20 protein-coding genes, 1 tRNA gene, 1 pseudogene and 1 riboswitch are annotated in these 16,070 nt (G+C 72.3%); of the genes and pseudogenes, 15 read left to right on the top strand and 7 right to left on the bottom strand.

Features of this window, described 5'->3' with window-relative positions; translation table 11 throughout:
* Positions 1–342: 342 nt before the first annotated feature.
* On the bottom strand, positions 343–843 hold the full coding sequence (locus C5507_RS21075; protein WP_104530457.1) for a DUF3145 domain-containing protein: 501 nt from the start codon (positions 841–843) through the stop codon (positions 343–345).
* A 444-nt stretch (positions 844–1,287) separates the two neighbouring features.
* On the bottom strand, positions 1,288–2,430 hold the full coding sequence (locus C5507_RS21080) for a GGDEF domain-containing protein (RefSeq protein ID WP_158657675.1): 1,143 nt from the start codon (positions 2,428–2,430) through the stop codon (positions 1,288–1,290).
* Positions 2,431–2,578: 148 nt separating this feature from the next.
* Here C5507_RS21080 and C5507_RS21085 point away from each other — a divergent pair, with 148 nt between their 5' ends.
* Complete coding sequence (locus C5507_RS21085; RefSeq protein ID WP_104530473.1) at positions 2,579–3,472, top strand: maleylpyruvate isomerase family mycothiol-dependent enzyme; 894 nt, start codon at positions 2,579–2,581, stop codon at positions 3,470–3,472.
* Positions 3,473–3,478: 6 nt separating this feature from the next.
* On the opposite strand, the gene C5507_RS21090 is transcribed toward C5507_RS21085, so the two are convergent.
* Together C5507_RS21090 and C5507_RS23250 are read right to left on the bottom strand one after the other, a co-directional pair.
* Entirely contained in the window at positions 3,479–4,162 is a 684-nt protein-coding gene (locus tag C5507_RS21090; protein ID WP_158657676.1) for a TVP38/TMEM64 family protein, read from the bottom strand.
* 34 nt (positions 4,163–4,196) lie between these two features.
* The gene (locus C5507_RS23250) at positions 4,197–5,390 is read right to left on the bottom strand and encodes a M23 family metallopeptidase (protein ID WP_242610968.1); all 1,194 of its coding nucleotides are present in this window, start codon (positions 5,388–5,390) and stop codon (positions 4,197–4,199) included.
* 7 nt (positions 5,391–5,397) lie between these two features.
* Positions 5,398–5,553: riboswitch (cyclic di-AMP (ydaO/yuaA leader) on the bottom strand.
* Between the two features lie 159 nt (positions 5,554–5,712).
* Here C5507_RS23250 and C5507_RS21100 point away from each other — a divergent pair.
* Positions 5,713–5,786 (top strand) — tRNA-Ile (locus C5507_RS21100).
* A 174-nt stretch (positions 5,787–5,960) separates the two neighbouring features.
* Here the strand turns inward: C5507_RS21100 and C5507_RS23585 are convergent.
* Both C5507_RS23585 and C5507_RS21110 read right to left on the bottom strand, forming a co-directional pair.
* Positions 5,961–7,214, bottom strand: a pseudogene (locus C5507_RS23585) (tyrosine-type recombinase/integrase); the annotation flags it as partial.
* The gene (locus tag C5507_RS21110; protein ID WP_104530460.1) at positions 7,211–7,768 is read right to left on the bottom strand and encodes a hypothetical protein; all 558 of its coding nucleotides are present in this window, start codon (positions 7,766–7,768) and stop codon (positions 7,211–7,213) included. The pseudogene C5507_RS23585 and the gene C5507_RS21110, both read right to left, overlap by 4 nt.
* 160 nt (positions 7,769–7,928) lie before the next feature.
* Here C5507_RS21110 and C5507_RS21115 point away from each other — a divergent pair, with 160 nt between their 5' ends.
* From C5507_RS21115 to C5507_RS21125, 4 genes are all read left to right on the top strand, one after another.
* Positions 7,929–8,156, top strand: coding sequence for a helix-turn-helix domain-containing protein (locus tag C5507_RS21115; protein ID WP_158657677.1), 228 nt, complete (start codon positions 7,929–7,931; stop codon positions 8,154–8,156).
* Positions 8,153–8,389, top strand: a complete 237-nt coding sequence (locus C5507_RS21120) for a hypothetical protein (RefSeq protein ID WP_104530462.1) — start codon at positions 8,153–8,155, stop codon at positions 8,387–8,389. Before C5507_RS21115 ends, C5507_RS21120 begins: the two co-directional genes overlap by 4 nt.
* A gap of 68 nt (positions 8,390–8,457) precedes the next feature.
* Positions 8,458–8,823: a hypothetical protein gene (locus tag C5507_RS22550; protein WP_158657678.1), complete on the top strand. Its 366-nt coding sequence runs from the start codon at positions 8,458–8,460 to the stop codon at positions 8,821–8,823.
* Positions 8,820–10,208 (top strand): DNA primase family protein, encoded by a 1,389-nt coding sequence (locus C5507_RS21125; protein WP_158657679.1) that lies wholly within the window; start codon positions 8,820–8,822, stop codon positions 10,206–10,208. Before C5507_RS22550 ends, C5507_RS21125 begins: the two co-directional genes overlap by 4 nt.
* A gap of 257 nt (positions 10,209–10,465) precedes the next feature.
* Here C5507_RS21125 and C5507_RS21130 read toward each other — a convergent pair whose 3' ends face one another.
* Positions 10,466–10,669 (bottom strand): hypothetical protein, encoded by a 204-nt coding sequence (locus C5507_RS21130; RefSeq protein WP_104530464.1) that lies wholly within the window; start codon positions 10,667–10,669, stop codon positions 10,466–10,468.
* Positions 10,670–10,707: 38 nt separating this feature from the next.
* Here C5507_RS21130 and C5507_RS21135 point away from each other — a divergent pair, with 38 nt between their 5' ends.
* From C5507_RS21135 to C5507_RS23390, 9 genes are all read left to right on the top strand, one after another.
* The gene (locus C5507_RS21135; RefSeq protein WP_104530465.1) at positions 10,708–11,031 is read left to right on the top strand and encodes a hypothetical protein; all 324 of its coding nucleotides are present in this window, start codon (positions 10,708–10,710) and stop codon (positions 11,029–11,031) included.
* The gene (locus tag C5507_RS21140; RefSeq protein WP_104530466.1) at positions 11,028–11,663 is read left to right on the top strand and encodes a RusA family crossover junction endodeoxyribonuclease; all 636 of its coding nucleotides are present in this window, start codon (positions 11,028–11,030) and stop codon (positions 11,661–11,663) included. Before C5507_RS21135 ends, C5507_RS21140 begins: the two co-directional genes overlap by 4 nt.
* The gene (locus tag C5507_RS21145; RefSeq protein WP_104530467.1) at positions 11,660–12,196 is read left to right on the top strand and encodes a hypothetical protein; all 537 of its coding nucleotides are present in this window, start codon (positions 11,660–11,662) and stop codon (positions 12,194–12,196) included. The genes C5507_RS21140 and C5507_RS21145 overlap by 4 nt, the downstream gene beginning before the upstream one ends.
* 2 nt (positions 12,197–12,198) lie before the next feature.
* Positions 12,199–13,710 carry a terminase large subunit domain-containing protein gene (locus tag C5507_RS21150; protein WP_104530468.1) on the top strand — a complete coding sequence of 504 codons (1,512 nt, stop codon included), beginning with the start codon at positions 12,199–12,201 and terminating at the stop codon, positions 13,708–13,710.
* A 25-nt stretch (positions 13,711–13,735) separates the two neighbouring features.
* A complete protein-coding gene (locus C5507_RS21155; protein WP_104530469.1) occupies positions 13,736–14,305 on the top strand; it encodes a hypothetical protein in 570 nt (189 codons plus the stop codon).
* 395 nt (positions 14,306–14,700) lie between these two features.
* Complete coding sequence (locus C5507_RS23590; RefSeq protein ID WP_104530470.1) at positions 14,701–14,886, top strand: helix-turn-helix domain-containing protein; 186 nt, start codon at positions 14,701–14,703, stop codon at positions 14,884–14,886.
* On the top strand, positions 14,883–15,596 hold the full coding sequence (locus C5507_RS21165) for a hypothetical protein (protein ID WP_104530471.1): 714 nt from the start codon (positions 14,883–14,885) through the stop codon (positions 15,594–15,596). Before C5507_RS23590 ends, C5507_RS21165 begins: the two co-directional genes overlap by 4 nt.
* Complete coding sequence (locus C5507_RS21170) at positions 15,593–15,835, top strand: hypothetical protein (protein WP_104530472.1); 243 nt, start codon at positions 15,593–15,595, stop codon at positions 15,833–15,835. The genes C5507_RS21165 and C5507_RS21170 overlap by 4 nt, the downstream gene beginning before the upstream one ends.
* Positions 15,832–15,966 (top strand): hypothetical protein, encoded by a 135-nt coding sequence (locus C5507_RS23390; protein WP_278044314.1) that lies wholly within the window; start codon positions 15,832–15,834, stop codon positions 15,964–15,966. The genes C5507_RS21170 and C5507_RS23390 overlap by 4 nt, the downstream gene beginning before the upstream one ends.
* Positions 15,967–16,070: the final 104 nt, after the last annotated feature.

Here is a 16,070-nt window from a genome sequence, read left to right on the forward strand (position 1 = left end):
GGTCGTGGACGAGGTCGTGGAGCCCGCCCAGACCCGTCGGCGGCTGATCCAGGCGCTGGCCGAGGCGCCGCACGGGCGCGGGGCGCACGGCAACATCCCGCTCTGACCTCTTCGATGATCAGGTCTCTTGATCGTTCGGGGTCCTCCCTCACGGTCGACGGTGAGGGAGGACCCAGAACGATCAGGTCTCCTGATCGCCCCGCCACGAGAGTCTCCTGATCGCCCCGCCACGAGAAAGGCCGTCCGGGCGCCGCTTCCCCGACGGCGCCCGGACGACCTGGTCCTCAGGCTACGACGACTCCCCGTGCCGGACGGGAGTGTCGTAGTGGATCTGTTACCTGCTCAGACGACCTGGTGCAGCCAGGTGGCGGGGCTGCCGTCGCCGGCGTGCCGGTAGATCTCGAGGTCGGAGTCCCAGGCGGCGCCGAGCAACTCGTCGACACCGTGGCGGAAGGCCTCGATCGACGACGTCGTCGCCGCGAGGTGCCGCAGCTGCTGCTCGCTGATCATGATGTCGCCGTTGGCGCTCGTGGGCGCACGGAAGACGCCCTTGCCGGGCACGTACGACATGCGCTCGCCGTCGTTGCCGTGACTGGCCTCTTCGGTCACCTCGAAACGCAGCATCGGCCATGCGCGCAGCGCAGCGACGAGCTTGGCGCCGGTGCCGGGCGAACCCGTCCAGGCCACTTCGGCACGGTAGGAACCGTGCGCCGCGGGCTGCTCAGCCCACGACAGGGAGACCGGCGCGCCGACCACGCGCTCAAGCGCCCACTCGACGTGCTGGCAGAGCGCCTTCGGGCACGCGTGCACGAAGACGACACCCTGGGTTGACCGTCGCTGCACGGGGCACCTCCATCGACTCGATCGGTCTCGTCTTCCCCTACGGACCCATCGATTCGGTGACGCGCTGTGTTCGGCAGTTACGGAGCCAGGTTGTTGCTCCAAGGATGCACGATGGTCCCCTCATCGCGCCAGCCCGGGTGCGACATCTGGGACGAAAGTGAAAGGTGATCACGCTTCGGGCGCTTTGGCGCTGGTCAGCGGCCCATACCACGCAGCTCGGCGCGGCGTCCACCCCGCCGGCGCCGCCGCTCGCGGCCTTCCTCGTACCGGATCGTGGTCCAACCAGGGCCGATGGCGGCACCATGGCGCCGCAGCATGGCGAGAATCACTCTGCGTCACCGACGGTCGCTGGACGGAGGATCGTCGGACCCGGTGACCTGCACGGCGTGGCTCCGTCGTCGTCACCCAGCGTGTCGCCGAGGGTACGACGTGTCGAGCAGCGGCTCAGGCGTCCAGCACCCGGACGCGGTCGCCTCCCCCGGTCTTGGCCTGGTACATCGCCACGTCGGCCCGGTGCATCAGGTCCTCGACGTCCTCGCCGGGGTCCACCTCGGCCACCCCGACGCTGGCCGTCACGCCGTAGCGCGCGCCGGCGGCGGCGACCGCCTGGCGCAGCCGCTCGGCCAGCAGTTCCGCCGAGGAGTCCGCCGTGACGTCGGCCAGCACGCCGAACTCGTCGCCACCGAGCCGGGCCACGGTGTCGGTCTCGCGCACCGCGGCGCCGAGCGCGGCACCGACGGAGGTGAGCAGCGCGTCGCCCGCCGCGTGCCCGTCAGCGTCGTTCACGGCCTTGAAGCCGTCCAGGTCGACCAGGAGGACGACGGACCGGTGGCCCCAGGCCGTGGCCACCACGGCGCCGGACACCCGCTCGAGGAACCGCCGACGGTTCGGGATGCCCGTGAGCGGGTCCGTGGCCGCCAGCATCTCGTGGGTCCGGATGAGCAGCACCTGCCGGTCGTAGGCAGCCCAGGAGTTGGAGGACGCCATGGCGCAGACGATCGTGAACACGCCCATGACGGTGAGGAAGAAGGCGCCTGTGTCGGTGAACTCGGGCAGCTCGACGAAGAACAGGTAGCCGGCCGTCATCACCGTGCCCATGGCGACCACGCCCTGCGGGGAGTACGCGACGGCGGTGAAGGTCAGGGTCAGGAAGAGCAGCGCGTCCAGCGGGCTGGAGGAACCGCCGTCCAGCCGGGTGGCGAGGATGACCACCGCGGCGGTGGCGGTCGACCAGGTGTAGAAGAACGCCGGGCCGCGCCAGTCGCGCATCATCGCCCGCAGGGGCAGCAGGAAGGCCGCGGGCATCGTCACGGCCACGGCAGCCGCCAATCCGAGCAGGAGGGGCTGGTGAGGGCTGGGCTCGTCGGTCAGGAGGGCGTAGCCGGCGACCGCGAACGCCGAGATCTCGGTGACCAGCACGCCGATGCGCACGTGGCGCACCCAGTAGGCGGCCCGGTCGTCGTCGGCGGCGAGCGTCCGGAACATCCCTGCTCGCACCGCGGCGAGCAGCCGGCGGATCCGGCCGGGCGCACCGGAGGACGCCGTCGCGCCGCCGGCTCGGCGGTCTCCTACGGGTCGCTGGCTCACGACCAGTCGATCGACCGGGCGCCACCCCTCCTTGACGCCCCGCTCCCCCTCCCGGGTGACGCCTGTTCCCCCCGGCGTCCGGATGTGCGGTGGACGGCGTGCGGAGGGTCCATGCCTGGTCGGTGTGACGCCCGGGTAGGGGTCCGACGTGGGACGACACCAGGGCATGGTCGACGCGGGCCGCGACGAGATCTCCGGGATGGTGCTGGACGCGTGGGACCGGTTCATCGAGCAGGTGGAGGGCGTCGACCTGGATCGGCGCTCCCGGCTGCCCGGGTGGCGCGCGCACGAGATCTGCGTCCACCTGGGCCAGTGGGAGGACCATCAGGCGCTGCGTGACCTGATCACCTCTGCACGGACGGGCGGCTCCGGAGAGCCGCCGGACCCGGACGCCGTCAACGCACGCGTGATCGCTGCCCATCGCGACGCGTCGCGCGAGGAGGTGCTGGCGGCGCTGCGACGCAACCGGGACGCAACGGCCCGCTACCTGGCCGAGGAGCCTCCTGCGCTGGACACCGCGCCCGCCGTCTCGGTCGTCGGGCGGATCCCGCTGCTGAGCGTCGTCCTGGGGCAGGGCTACGAGCTCGCCGTCCACTGGCTGGACCTTGTGTCGTGCGGCGCGGAGCCGCCGCCGGCCGACGTGCTGCAGGCCGGCCTGGCCGCCCTGACCGACGTCACCGGCGCGCTGGCGGCCGACACCGGGATCAGCGGCCGGGTCACCCTCGTCACCCCGGACGGCGGCTGGGGATTCACCTCCGACGGCGACGGCTGGCAGGTGCGGCGGGTGGCCGCCGGCGTGATCGACGGCCCGGCCGTGGAAGGCGCGGCAGACCTGCTGCTCGACGCCGCCTCGGGCCGGGTGAACCCCGTGCCCGCGGTGGCCCGCCGGAAGCTGAAGGTGCACGACGTCGGCGGCCTGCTGCAGCTCGCGCCGATCGTGCAGAAGGTGCCCGGCATTCCCGGGGGGCCGGTCCTCCAGCTGGCCACCCGGACGATGGGTGGGGCCGGCAGCGTGCTGGGCCGGTTCTTCGGTCGCGGCTGACGCCGGTCAGGTCGGGCGGGGCTCCCGCTTCTCCTCCGCCGCCGGCCGGGCCCGGCGGCGGTACCACCAGAAGGCTGCAGCCAGGAGCACGACGCCCAGGACCACCGGCACGACCGTGAGCGTCGTGAGGTGCTCGACGACGAAGCCCGTCGAGGCGCCGGCCCCGACCTGCACGACCGTGCTCGGGACGAGCCCCACCGTGGTGGCGGCGACGTACGGGCCGAGGCGCACGCCGCTCAGGCCCGCGCCGTAGCTCACCACGACGTGCGGCATGACGGGGAGCATCCGAAGTGCCAGCACGGAGGCGAACGCCCGCTCGGTGAAGAGGTCGTCGACCCGCTGCAGCCGCGGCCCGGCCAGGCGCTCCACGGTGGGGCGCCCGAGCGCCCGTGCCAGGCCGAATGCCACGACCCCCGCCAGGAGGCCGCCGGCGACGGACACGACCAGCCCCGCGGTGAACCCCAGGACGACGCCGGCCAGCACCGCCAGCACCGATCGCGGCACCGGGGCGAGCAGGACGAGCGCCAGCCCGCCGACGAGGAGGACCCATGCGGTCGGCCCGCCACCGTCCAGCCACCCGCGCAGCTGGCCGGCGTCGGGCAGGTCGAGGACGAGGGCGGCGATGCCCCCGGCCGCGATCAGCGCACCGAGCACCCCGGCACGCAGCCAGATGCCCTCCCCCGTCCGCACGCCGTCCATCTTCCGGCACGGCGCGGTCGGGAGATCAGCCGCAGCTGCCGCCCAGGTCGATCCCGCGCTTGGCCAGCCACGGCACCGGGTTGCTCCGGTCGGCGTAGAGGCCACCCTGGTGCACCTCGAAGTGCAGGTGCGGGCCGGTGGACTGACCGCGGTTGCCGACCTCGGCGATCCGCTCCCCGCCGGAGACGACCTGGCCCTCGGAGACGAAGACCTGGTTCACGTGGCCGTAGACGGTGATCGCCCCGTCGGGGTGCTGGACGGCGACGGCGAGCCCGAACCCGCTGGCGGGCCCGGCCTGCAGGACGACACCGGGCTCGGGTGAGAAGACCGGCGTGCCGATGGGTGCGGCGATGTCCAGGCCGAGGTGCATGGTCCCCCAGCGGCTGCCGTAGCAGGAGGTGACCCGGCCGACGGTCGGCGGGACCGCGCCACCGGCGGCGGTCAGCTGCCCGACCGCCTCCTCGGCGGCCTGGACCTTCGACCAGGTGGCCTCCGGGTCGGTGCTGCCCTGCAGGCTGAGCATGCGGATCTCGGCTTCGCGGAGCTGAGCGTCGAGCGCGGCCTTCTCCACCGTCAGGCGGTCGAAGTCGGCCTGCGCGGCGGACAGTTGGGCGTCGGCCGCGTCCTGCGCTTCCTGCGCCGTCCGGGCGGCGGCGTCCCGCTCGGCGACGGCGGTGCGGGCCTCGCTGTCGAGGCGGGCCTCCCGGGCCTCGCTCTCCTCCAGCTCTTCGAGCACCTCGGAGCGCTCCTGGCCGAGCAGCTCCAGGGTCGCGGCCTGCTGCAGCAGCTCCCCGGGGCCCTTGGCGTCGAGCACCATCCGCATCTGGCTGGCGGCCTCGTCCACGCCCATGTACGCCTCCCGGCCGATGGCGGCGACGTCGTCCTCGGTGCGGTCGACGGACGCGCGGACCTCGGCGAGCTGGGCCGCGGTCTGCTCCGCGCGCTCCTGGGCGCTGACCAGGGCCGCCTGGGCGGCCAGTGCGGCGCCGCTGGCGGCTTCGGCCTCCACGGACATGCGCTGCAGAGTGTCCTCCGCCTCGCGGACGCGGTTCCCGATGTCGGCGACCTGGGCGGCCACGCGATCGTGCTCGGACCGGGCGTCTCCGGGAGCCGCCGAGGCGACCGGTGCCGCGAGCAGGGACGCGGCCAGGAGTGTGGTGGCGACCGCTGCCCGTCGGAGGCCGCGGGCAGGGATGTGCTGGTGGTGCAGGGTCGCCAAGGCGACGTTCTCCGTTCCTCGGTCCGCCTACCAGGTCAGCTGACGGGTTCGGGCCGGAACGTGCCCTACCAGCCCGCCCGTGGAGGCGCAGGCCGGATTCACCCCAGAGACGTGGGTCCCCGGTCCACCCGGCTCTCGACGGGCGGTTCGGCGGGGTCCACCCGAGCCTCCGGGTTCGGGGGCGGGATCGGGTGGGCCGCGAGAGACGGTACAAGCCAAACCTGGATATGTCACAGGGTGGTAACGAACCGCCTCGGTCCGCCCCGCGCGCACCGGGCCGCGACGTGGGCGGCGCGAGGGCTTCTGGCAGGCTGCTGGGTCCGGGGCGGTAGCTCAGCCGGTCAGAGCATGGGACTCATAATCCCTGGGTCGTGGGTTCGAGCCCCACCCGCCCCACCGGGTCTGACCTGCGGTTTCGCTTGCTCCGAGACCGCCGGTCAGGCCCGCCGCTCCCCCAGGTGGGCACGAAGTGGGCACAGCGGCGTCGATCGGCGCACGGTGGGCACGCGGCACCAGCGCCGCGGCCGACTCGGCGGCCTCGCGCTCCACGTCCTCGAACACCGACGTGTAGACCTGCTCGGTGATAGCCGTGGAGGCGTGCCCGAGCATCTGGCTGGTGAGCTTCAAGTCCTTGGTGGCCCGGTAGGTCAGCGACGCGGCCAGGTGACGAAGGTCATGCAGTCGCACCGGCGGTAGGCCGGATCGGATCACCAGCCGGTCGAACCGCTGAGACACGCTGTCGGGCACCAGCGCGGACCCGTCGGCCTTCGTGAACACCAGTCCCGTGTCGACCCACGCGGACCCCAGCTGCAGCCGCAGCTCCGCCTGCCGGCGCCGCTGGGCGCGCAGCACCTCGAGGGTGCTGGCGTCGAGGCTGACGGTCCGGGCGCTGGTGTCGCTCTTGGTGTCCCCGGCGACGATGGCCCGGCCGACCTGCACCCGGGCCTCCCGCACGGTGACGGTGCGACGGTCGAGGTCGACGTCGGACCACGACAGGCCGAGCGCCTCCGAGCGCCGCAGCCCGCGGAACGCCACCAGGTGCCACAGCGGGTAGAGCTCGTCGCCCGAGACCAGGTCAAGGAAGGCGCCGGCCTGCTCCGGGGTCCACACCATCGCGGCGGCCGGCCGCTTGCCGGTGCGGCGCCACTCCTCGATGCGGTGCTCGGTCCACACCAGCGCCCGGCCAGCGCGGCCGGACGACAGTTCGACGTGCTCGCCGGGGTTCACGGCGATCTTGCGACGCTTAACCGCGGTCGACAGCGCGGACATGGCGGTCGCGTGCACCCGGCGGATCGTGGCGTCGCTGAGCACCCGCTGGGCCGCAGGGGTGTCGGTGCGGGCCTCTAGCAGGCGTCGGAGGAGCGGTGAGGGACGCCCGTCGACAGTGCGGCCGATCTGCCGCATGGCGGCGTACAGCGCCTCTAGGTCGACGTCGCGCAGGTCGGCCAGCCGCAGGTGCCCGAGCCCAGGCCTCAGGTAGAGGTTGAGGTGCTGGGCGTAGCCGTGCCGCGTCGAGGCCTTGAGCGTCGTCTTCCCGGCCAGCCACTCGTCGAGGTACCGGGCAACGGTGAGGTCCTTCTCCGGCCGCAAGTAAGTGCCGCGGCTGATCGCCTGTACGGCGTCGGCCAGGGCGGCGTCAGCCTCGGCCTTGGTGTCGAACGGGCCGAGCTTCTCCTGCCGGCGCTTGCCGTCGGCGGCGCGGGGGGCGTCGTAGCGCCCCCACCACTTCCCGTGACCCTTGCGGCCCAGCTTCGGGCAGCGAGAGCCGTACTGGCGGCCGTCCTCGTCGCGGCAGCCGCAGCGCTTGTGCGTGGAGCCCTTCATCGGTCGCACTCCTGTCCGGTGATGCCTCGCTGGGTTGCCACCGGTAGCCACCGGTACGCCGTCGCTCGGTCGATGCCGTATTGCTTCGCCGCGCGGGTCATCGCCCCGCGCTTCTCCTGGCCTCCGGCGAGGTGCAGTGCCCGCATGAAGTCGCGCAGGTCCTGCTCGGTCGGTCCCCGGCCGCCGCGCCGACGGTGGTCCGGGCGCCGGGGCGGTGACGGTGCCAGGGCGGCGCCGAGGATCTCCTGCAGCAGCCGGTCGACATCGCCGGCCGGTTCGGCGCTGAGTCGCCGCCCGATGTCGCGGACGATGGCGGTGACCGGAACGGATCGCAGGTTGGTGCTGGTGACCTCTTCGCCATCGAGACCGACCACTAGGCCGGTGCAGGACAGGGCTCCCCGGTCGTCCTTGGCCAGCCGCACGAGCACGCGGCGTTCCCCGAGCGACCCGCCGCTGACCTGGTGCCACTGCTCGGCGGCGGTGTCTTCAGCCAGCGCGGAGAAGAGCTCGACTCCGCCGCTGACGAAGTAGTCGAACTCCTCGCGCTTGGCCATACCGAGAGGATGCACGACTGCAGCCGCTAATGCAACAGTTCTGACGGTGAGTGTTGCACTGATGCCAAACTACTCGCGACACTCCCCCGGGCGCGCCGGCGCCACCTCCTGACATCCGTGCATCCATCGTTGCCGCATCGAATGCAACGGAGGTGCAGCAGTGTCGCAGTCGCTGATCGACGAGGTCCGAGCGCGCCGGCCCCTACCCCCACCGCGCGTGGCGCGGGCGATCCGGCAGGCCGCCGGCGTGAGCCAGATCCGGCTCGCCCAGGAGCTCGGCGTGCACCGCATGACGGTGGCTCGTTGGGAGAACGGCTCCCGTCAGCCCCGCGAGGGTCAGCGGCAGGCGTACGCAGCCCTGCTCGAGGCACTCCGGGAGGCGGCGTGAGGGTCGTCCGTGCCTGGACACCGGCCGAGGTGCGGGCTCTCGGGGTGCGCACGGACCTGGTGACCGCCTGCGAGATCGCCTACGGCTGCCAGCGGACGAAGGCCTACGAGCTGTTCCGCCGCGGCGAGCTGGACTTCCCCGCCGTCCGGGTCGGCAACCGCGTCGTCGTCCCCGTGGCCACGCTCTGCCGGTTCCTCGGCATCGACCTCGAACCCGAGAGGGCCCAGACATAGCGAGGCCGGGCCTCGCCATAGGCCCGGCCGCCGCCACCGCCAACCCCCGACACGACCGGGAGCACGACGTGAGAGTACAGCGAGAGCACCATCCCGAATGGATTCCTGAGGTCTGGCAGCACATCCAGGAGCGCCGGGTTCAGCGGGTTCTGGCCGGCATCGACCATGTCCCCGACCGCCGGACGCGAGCCTCTCGGCCGCGGCGCCGCCAGCGCCCTGCGGCGCGGACCCTGCACCTCGAGGAGCACCCGAACACGACGTGGCTCATCGGCGACAGGATCGTTGCCCTGCTCGATGCCGCTCAGATCCAGCGCCGGCAGTGGGACTGGCAGCGGCGGCTCTGGATGATCCCCACCAGCCAGGCCGAGACCCTCGCCACCTACGCCGAGTGGCGGGAGCGGCGGGTCGTCACCAGAGAGCAGTTCGACTCGTGACCGCGCTGCTGCAACAGCCCCTCGCGCTCACCCGGGACCCCCTGCCCGAGGAGCCGCTCACCGACCTGGGCAACGCCCGCCGACTCGTGGCCGCCTTCGGCGACCGGCTGCGCCACGTCGGCGCCTGGCACCGCTGGATGGCCTGGGACGGGCGCGTGTGGTCCGAGGACACCACCGGGGAGGCGCACCGCTGCGCCAAGGCCGTGGGCCGAGCTCTGCAGCATGAGGCGCTCCAGGCCGACGGTGACCAGCGCAAGGCCTACCGCCGGGCCGCCGACCGCGCCGAGTCAGCCGCGGGTGTGGCAGCCATGCTCACCCTCGCGGCCACCGAACCCGAGGTGGCCATCCGCCACGAGCAGCTCGACGCGGACCCGTGGCTGCTCAACGTGGCCAACGGCGTGCTCGACCTGCGCGACGGACAAGTGTCCGGCCACGACCCCACCCGGCTCCTCACCCGGATCACCGCCGCCGCCTACGACCCCGCTGCGGCCCGCGAGGCGTTCGATGAGTTCCTGGCGCGCATCCAGCCCGACCCGGCCATGCGCGCCTTCCTCGCGCGTCTCCTCGGCCACGCCCTGCTCGGCAAGGTCGTCGAGCAGGTCATGCCCGTCCTGCACGGCGCCGGCGCCAACGGCAAGTCCGTGCTCGTCGAGACCGTGCTGTCCGCCCTCGGCGACTACGGGGCCACCGGAGACCCCGCCCTGCTCACCGACGGCGGAAACCCGCACCCCACAGGGGTGGCCGACCTGTTCGGTCGCCGCCTGGTCGCCGTCCACGAGACCGATGCCGGCCGCCGCCTCGCCGAGGGCACCGTCAAGCGGCTCACCGGCGAGACTCGCGTGAAGGCCCGCCGAATGAGGGAGGACTTCTGGGAGTTCGAGGCCAGCCACACCCTGCTGATGGTCACCAACCACCGGCCCGTCGTGCGCGGCGACGACGAGGGCATCTGGCGCCGCCTCCGGCTCGTCCCCTTCGACGTCGTCATCCCCGAGCACGAGCGTGACACCCGCCTCGGTGACCGACTCCTCCTCGAGCAAGCCGGAGTCCTCAACTGGCTCGTCGACGGCTACACCGCCTGGACTCGCGACGGGCTGGCCGTCCCCGACCACGTCCGCGAAGCCACCAGCGCCTACCGGGCCGAATCCGACCACCTCGGCCAGTGGCTCAACGAGCGCTGCCTCACAGGGCCCCACTACTGGGCTCCCGCTCGTGACCTCTACAGCTCCTGGACCTCCTGGGCCCGCGCCGAAGGCATCGAGCCCGGCACGCAGAACGCCTTCGGACGAGCCCTGACCGACCGCGGCTACGACCGCAGCAAGAGCGGCACCGTCCGCTGGACCGGTATCGCCCTCGCCGCTCCCGACGACCCCACCACGGAAGGCTGACCATGACCCCCAACCCGGACGATTGGACGAATCGGACCCTTCCTCAGTTTGCGCCCATGAGTGCGCGCATACGGGGGGAATGGGGGAAAGGTCCAAAAGGTCCAAGGAAGAGCATTCGGAAGACGGCCAACCGGTCCGTCGGCGTCTCTCGCTCGACCTGTCGGAACCCCCGCGCGCGTGCTGCCCGTGCCCACGTTGTGCCCACGCGGCTCATCGGCGCAGGTCAACGGCTCATCGTGGGATCTGCAATCCCTGGGTCAGTCGACTCCCTGCTCCTGCTCGCAGGCAGGGCAGCGGCCGGCAGCTCGGCGCCACGGCACGGTCACCTCCCGGGCCTGACCGCTTACCAGGTCCCCGCACGCGGTCCGGTCCTCGCCGGCTTCGACCAGGTGGCGGATGACCGCACCGGAGACGAGGGAGGGAACGGCGGGCAGGAACGGCTGCTCGATGACGGTCCACATGCCGGTCAGCTTGCCGTCTCGGTCGCCGGTGGTGCGGTATGAGCGCGCACTTCCTCGTCGGGGACGACGGTGAGCCGCTGGGCGTCGTCGACATCGACGTGATCCAGGCGCGGGCCACTGTGCTGGGGTTCGAGCTGGCCACCTTCCACGATGACCCCCCGGAGATCGACCGGGTCATGGCCGAGGCGCTCACCGAGCTCGGCCCGGAGGCGTTCGGCTACGTCGCCGCGGCGGCACTGCGCCACGTGGTGGAGAACGTCGTCAACCCGTTGATGGACGTCGCTGACGCGGCTGGTGTCGGGGACTCGGTGCACGCCGGCCTGGTGGCTGCTGCGCGGCACGCCCGCGAGGTGCTGTCGTGACGGCGCTGTCTGACGGCCTGGTGTTCTCGGCGTTCGGGAAGCCTGCGCCGCAGGGGTCGGTCCGGTCGCTGGGGCGGGGGCGCCCGTCGGTGCATGGGAACGCTGCTCGTCTATTGCCGTGGCGGGAGGCGGTGAAGGCGGCCGCGCTGGACGCAATGGGTTCCGTCGGCCCGGGCGACGGAACCGAGGGGTCCGAGCTGGTCCGGACCCCTGGCGGCGCGGGGTCGGAGCTGTCTCCGACCCATGTGCGTGACGCCGCGGAGATGGTGCGACTGGAGTCCTCGAAGGCCTTTAGTGGACTGACCGACGTCGTGTCGGCCAGTTCATCGCTGAGTGGCGGCCCGTCACTCAGTGGCTGGTCCCGTCTCGAGGGTCCGGTGTCGGTGGCGGTGGTGTTCACGTTCGACCGACCGAAGTCGGCGCCGAAGTCGCGGCGGTGCTGGCCGGTCACGCGGTCGTCGGGGGACCTGGACAAGCTCTGTCGGGCCGTCGGGGATGCCCTTGTCGACGCCGGGGTGATGCGGGACGACTCGCAGGTGGTGCGCCTGACCGCGTCGAAGGTGCATGTCGGGGATCCGTGGGCGCTGCACGTGCCTGGCTGCTGCGTGACGGTGCGGGCGGTGGGGTCGTGAGCGGCCCGGAGGGGTGGGTGCCGGAGTTCCCCGGTCAACGGCCGCCGTTCGATGGTCCGCCGGGGAACACGCTGGCGCTGCAGCACGGGGCGTACTCGCCGCGGGTGATCGACCCGTTGGCTGAGGAGATTCGCTCGTCGGTGTTGGTCGATCCGGCGACGGACTATCTGGCGGCGCCGCGGTTCTCGCCGGCGGTGTGGGCGTGGGCGCGGGCGGAGGCGCAGGTGCAGGTGCTGACGGAGTACCTGGAGAGGGCGGCGGAGGCGGCTGGGGACGGCGTGGGTGACCTGGACCAGGACCGGGTGCGATCGGCGTACCTGCTGCTGCATCGGGCGGAGGCGCGGGCGCTGTCGGGGCGGCGGGCGTTGGGTCTGGATCCGTTGGCGGCGGCCCGGCTGGGCCGCGACAAGGCGGCGGCGCACGTGGACACAGCCCGGCTGATGGCGGAGCTGCACCGGCAGGAGCAGGCGCGGCTGGCCGCGGAGTCGGAGCGGGTGGACGGCGAAGTCGTCGAGGACGGGGAGTCGCAGTGAGCATGTCGGTGGCGGAGCTCGAGGCGGCCCGGCGGGATCCGGTGGTGTTCGCCGACGTGATGATCGGCCGGCCGTTGTGGCCGCATCAGGTCGAGGTGGTGCGCTCGGAGGCCCGGTACCGGGTGATCTGCGCTGGTCGGCGGGCTGGGAAGTCGCACGTGTACGGGGTGCTGGCCCTGCACACGGCGTTCTCCCGGCCCGGCATGAAGGCGCTCATCGTGTCGGCCGGTGAGGTGGCGGCGAAGCGCCTGTTCGCCGAGGTGTCGAAGATGGCGAAGGCGCCGCGGCTGGGTGGGTCGACGGAGGACGAGACGACGTCAACGCTGATCCTGTCGAACGGGTCGACGATCGAGTGCGTGCCGTCGTCGGCGAAGCAGGTGCGGTCCGCCGAAGCCGACCTGTTGATCGTGGACGAGGCGGGGTTCGTGCCGCAGGACATCTGGGAGTCCGCGGAGCCGGTGGTGCTGGCACGCCCGGGGTCGCGGGTGCTGCTGTCGTCCACCCCGTGGGGGGCGCTGGGGCACTTCTTTCGGCAGCTGTGGCGACAGGGCATGGCCACCCCGGACCGGTGGGTGCAGTCCTGGCACTGGCCGTCCAGCGTGTCCCCGCTCGTCGACGTGGAGTTCCTCGAGCAGATCCGGAAGCGGTCGGCGCCGGACTACTTCGACCGGGAGTACCTGGCGAAGTGGACCGACGACGGGTCGGCGTACTTCCCGATGGCCGAGCTCGAGGGCGCGGTTGCCGACTACGCGCTGCTGCCCCCGGAGGAGGCCACGGGGTGGCCGGCGGTGGCCGGTGTCGACTGGGGGTTCAAGCGCGACGCCAACGCTCTGGTCCTCGTGTCGGTGCTCGACGACGGACTGCTCAACGCCGACCGGCACCCCGACAGCCCCGTCTTCTTCGTGCCGTGGTTGGAGCAGGAACACCAGCTGCCCTACGCGCAGTTCGTCGACCGGGTGGTGCGGGTCGGGGAGTACCGGAAGGGCGCCTGGGACGGGCAGAACGGCTACTGGCTGCCCTGGGTGCTGGCCGAGGAGAACGGGCCCGGTGAGCCGGCGGTGCAGGCCCTTCGGCAGGCGGCCCGCGCCCGCTGGGGCCGGTCCACGCCGGTGCGCGGGGTGTGGACGACGAACCGGCTGAAGGTCAACGGGTACGGGGCGCTGCGGCTCCTGATCCAGCAGGGCCGCATGGTGCTGCCGCGGCACCCGGAGCTGCTCAAGCAGCTGCACGCCCTGCAGACGGAGATGCTGCCGGGCGGCGGGATGCGCATCGAGGTGCCGGACAACGTGGGCCACGACGACCTGGCGGACGCGCTCATGCAGTGCATGGCGTCGGTGCGCACCGGGCCGATGTGGCGCCGGACCGAGCTCAACGAGGAGGGCTTTTCCACCCGCTCGTCCGGCGAAGAGCGGATGACGGGGGCCGGGACACGACTCCTATCGGAGCCAGTGCCTCTCGACTTCACGCAGGCCTTCCGCTCACCCCGTGCCGGCGACGGCGAAGATGACTGGTGAGCCTCATTTGTGCCAGGGTGGCTGCGTGAACCTGTTCAGTTCTGGAAGTCTTGACGGCGAGTTCCAGGGGCGCTGGTTGCGCATCGAACGGGACCTTGGGCCCATGGACGAGGCGGGGCTTGCCGACCCACAACGCGTCGGCAAGATCATCGACCGGGAGACAGAGGCCGAGGTCCCGGTGCTCCACCGGGACAAGGCGACGTTCTCGACGTCAGTGCAGGGCACGGCGACGGAGGTCACCCTGCGTGTCCCGTACGAGGGTCAGAGCGGGCACTTCTACCTGGAGGTTCCTGGCGCGGGTCCGGTCTCCATCGACGCGACTCCCGTAGGGGACCGCACCTTCGATCAGCCCGAGGGGTCGGAGCGAGCCCTCCTGTTCCGCAGGACCTTCCCCGCCGGCACCTCGAGCGCGGAAATCAAGCGGTGGGGCAAGGACCTCGCGGATCAGACGGAGGCGTACCTCAACGCTCTGCGCCCGGATGTCGAGCAGCGTGCCCTAGCGCTGCGCACTCGCGCTCACACCTATGCGGAGACACGGCTATCCACTCTCCAGGCTCAGCGCAGCCTGGCCGAGGGGTTGGGCGAGGGAATCTGACGGGCAGGGGAGCAGCCGGCGCTGCAGGAGGTTCTGAGCGGCATCGACCCTGTGATCGATGAATCTAACGAGGGCACGACGCTGAGGCGGTGCATTGGGCGGTCGCCGAGGAATCCCACGGCCGCCCAACGCCGGCTCCCCGAGGGCAGCTCGTGATCAACCGGGCCAGCCGCACAGCTGCTGGTCGACGCACTCCCATCGCTTGAGCGTCGAGTTCAGATCGCTGCCCAGTTCGCGGATGGTCGTGCGGTTCTCGCGCACGCGACTACCGCACCGTGGGCACTGATCGGGTGGCTGCTGCGTCGGGTCCATGTCCCGACCGTAGGGGTCTTGCCTCTGCTCCGGTTACGCGTGCGCAACCAGGCTGACACCGCTCGGCTGACGCTGGTGGCGTGATGGCGGGTGAAGCGGCGGCACTCCTGGGGGTGTCGCCGGCTGCGGTGAGGAAGCGGGCCCGACGGGGCCAGCTGCCAGGTGCGGTCCGCCGGGGTCGGGATTGGGACATTCCGGCCTCGGCGGTCGCCGCTGCCCTCGCCCGCCGGTCACAGCCGACCGCCAGCGAGAGGACCGCCGTCGCATGACCAGCACCGAGACCGCCGCCGAGACGTGGATCGACGTCGACGAGCGGCTCCGCGCCCAGGAGGCGCTCGAGTACCGGGAGATCCAGCAGGAGGCCGAGAAGGCCGAAGCCCAGTACGAGGCCCTGTACCGGGAGCTGCTGCACGGCAGCGGCCAGGTGGACCCGCTGGAGCTGGAGCGGGCCACCTCGCGGAAGCACATGGCCCAGGTGCGGCTTCTGGGTATCCAGAACCGGCAGCGGGTGCGCCGCAACGAGGCAACCGTGGCGCACATGCCGGTCGTCGCCGACCGTGCCCGCGCCGTCGCCGCCAGCCTGGACGGTGACGACAGCCGCCTGGAGCGTGCCCGCCGCAAGCTGGCCGCCGCCGTCGCCGAGCTGCGCGAGGTGGCCGACGAGCACAACGCCGCCCTCACCGACCTGTTCGCCGACGCGGCGGGCACCTTCACCGTCGGTGTCGCCCGAACCGTCGACGGCCGGGAGGTGTTTCAGTCCCACCGGGTCCACGAGGAGGTGGCCGGCGTCCGGGTGCGCTGGGACGGCATCGTCAACAACGCCGGCGGCCAGGTCGCCGCGGTCATCATCGACGGCACGTCCCTCGAGCCGCTGGCCGTGGACCGAATGGTCCTCGGCGAGGTCGCCGACGTGCTGCCCCGAGACATCAGGGAATCGGCGCAGCGGATGCTGCGGCCGTCTGGGATGTTCGGCGCATGAGCCGGGCGTTCACCCGGGCGGAGCTGGACGCGATGGGCCCGCAGGAGCTCGCCGACAACGCTGACGCGATCAGCGCGTGGGCCGCCGCCGGCGCCGTCGACGGGCAGGCGCCCCCGGACATCAAGCGCCCCGACGGGCACGTCTTCACCCGCGAGGAGCTGTCCACGCTGACCGTGGCCGAGTTCGACGCCAACGCCGACGCCATCCACCGCCAGCTCGCAGCAGGGACGATCCGGTGATCGTGCGCGCCGGCGGGCTGACGCTGCGCGCCCCCGACACCATGCCGGAGCAGGCCCGCAGCCACGTGGAGGCGCTACGGGCACTCGCCGCCGAATCGCTGGTGGTCAGGGTGGGCTGGGCAGCAAGGTGAGCGGGGCAGTGAAGGGCGCAGTCGGCGCTGCAGCTGGCCTGTTCGCGTTCTCCCAGATCAGCGCGGGCTTCTTCAGCCTGACCGGCGCCGCCTCCGATCTGCAG

The sequence above is a fragment of the Blastococcus saxobsidens genome, from assembly GCF_002938435.1.
In the GTDB taxonomy this organism is placed as follows: Bacteria; Actinomycetota; Actinomycetes; order Mycobacteriales; family Geodermatophilaceae; genus Blastococcus; species Blastococcus saxobsidens.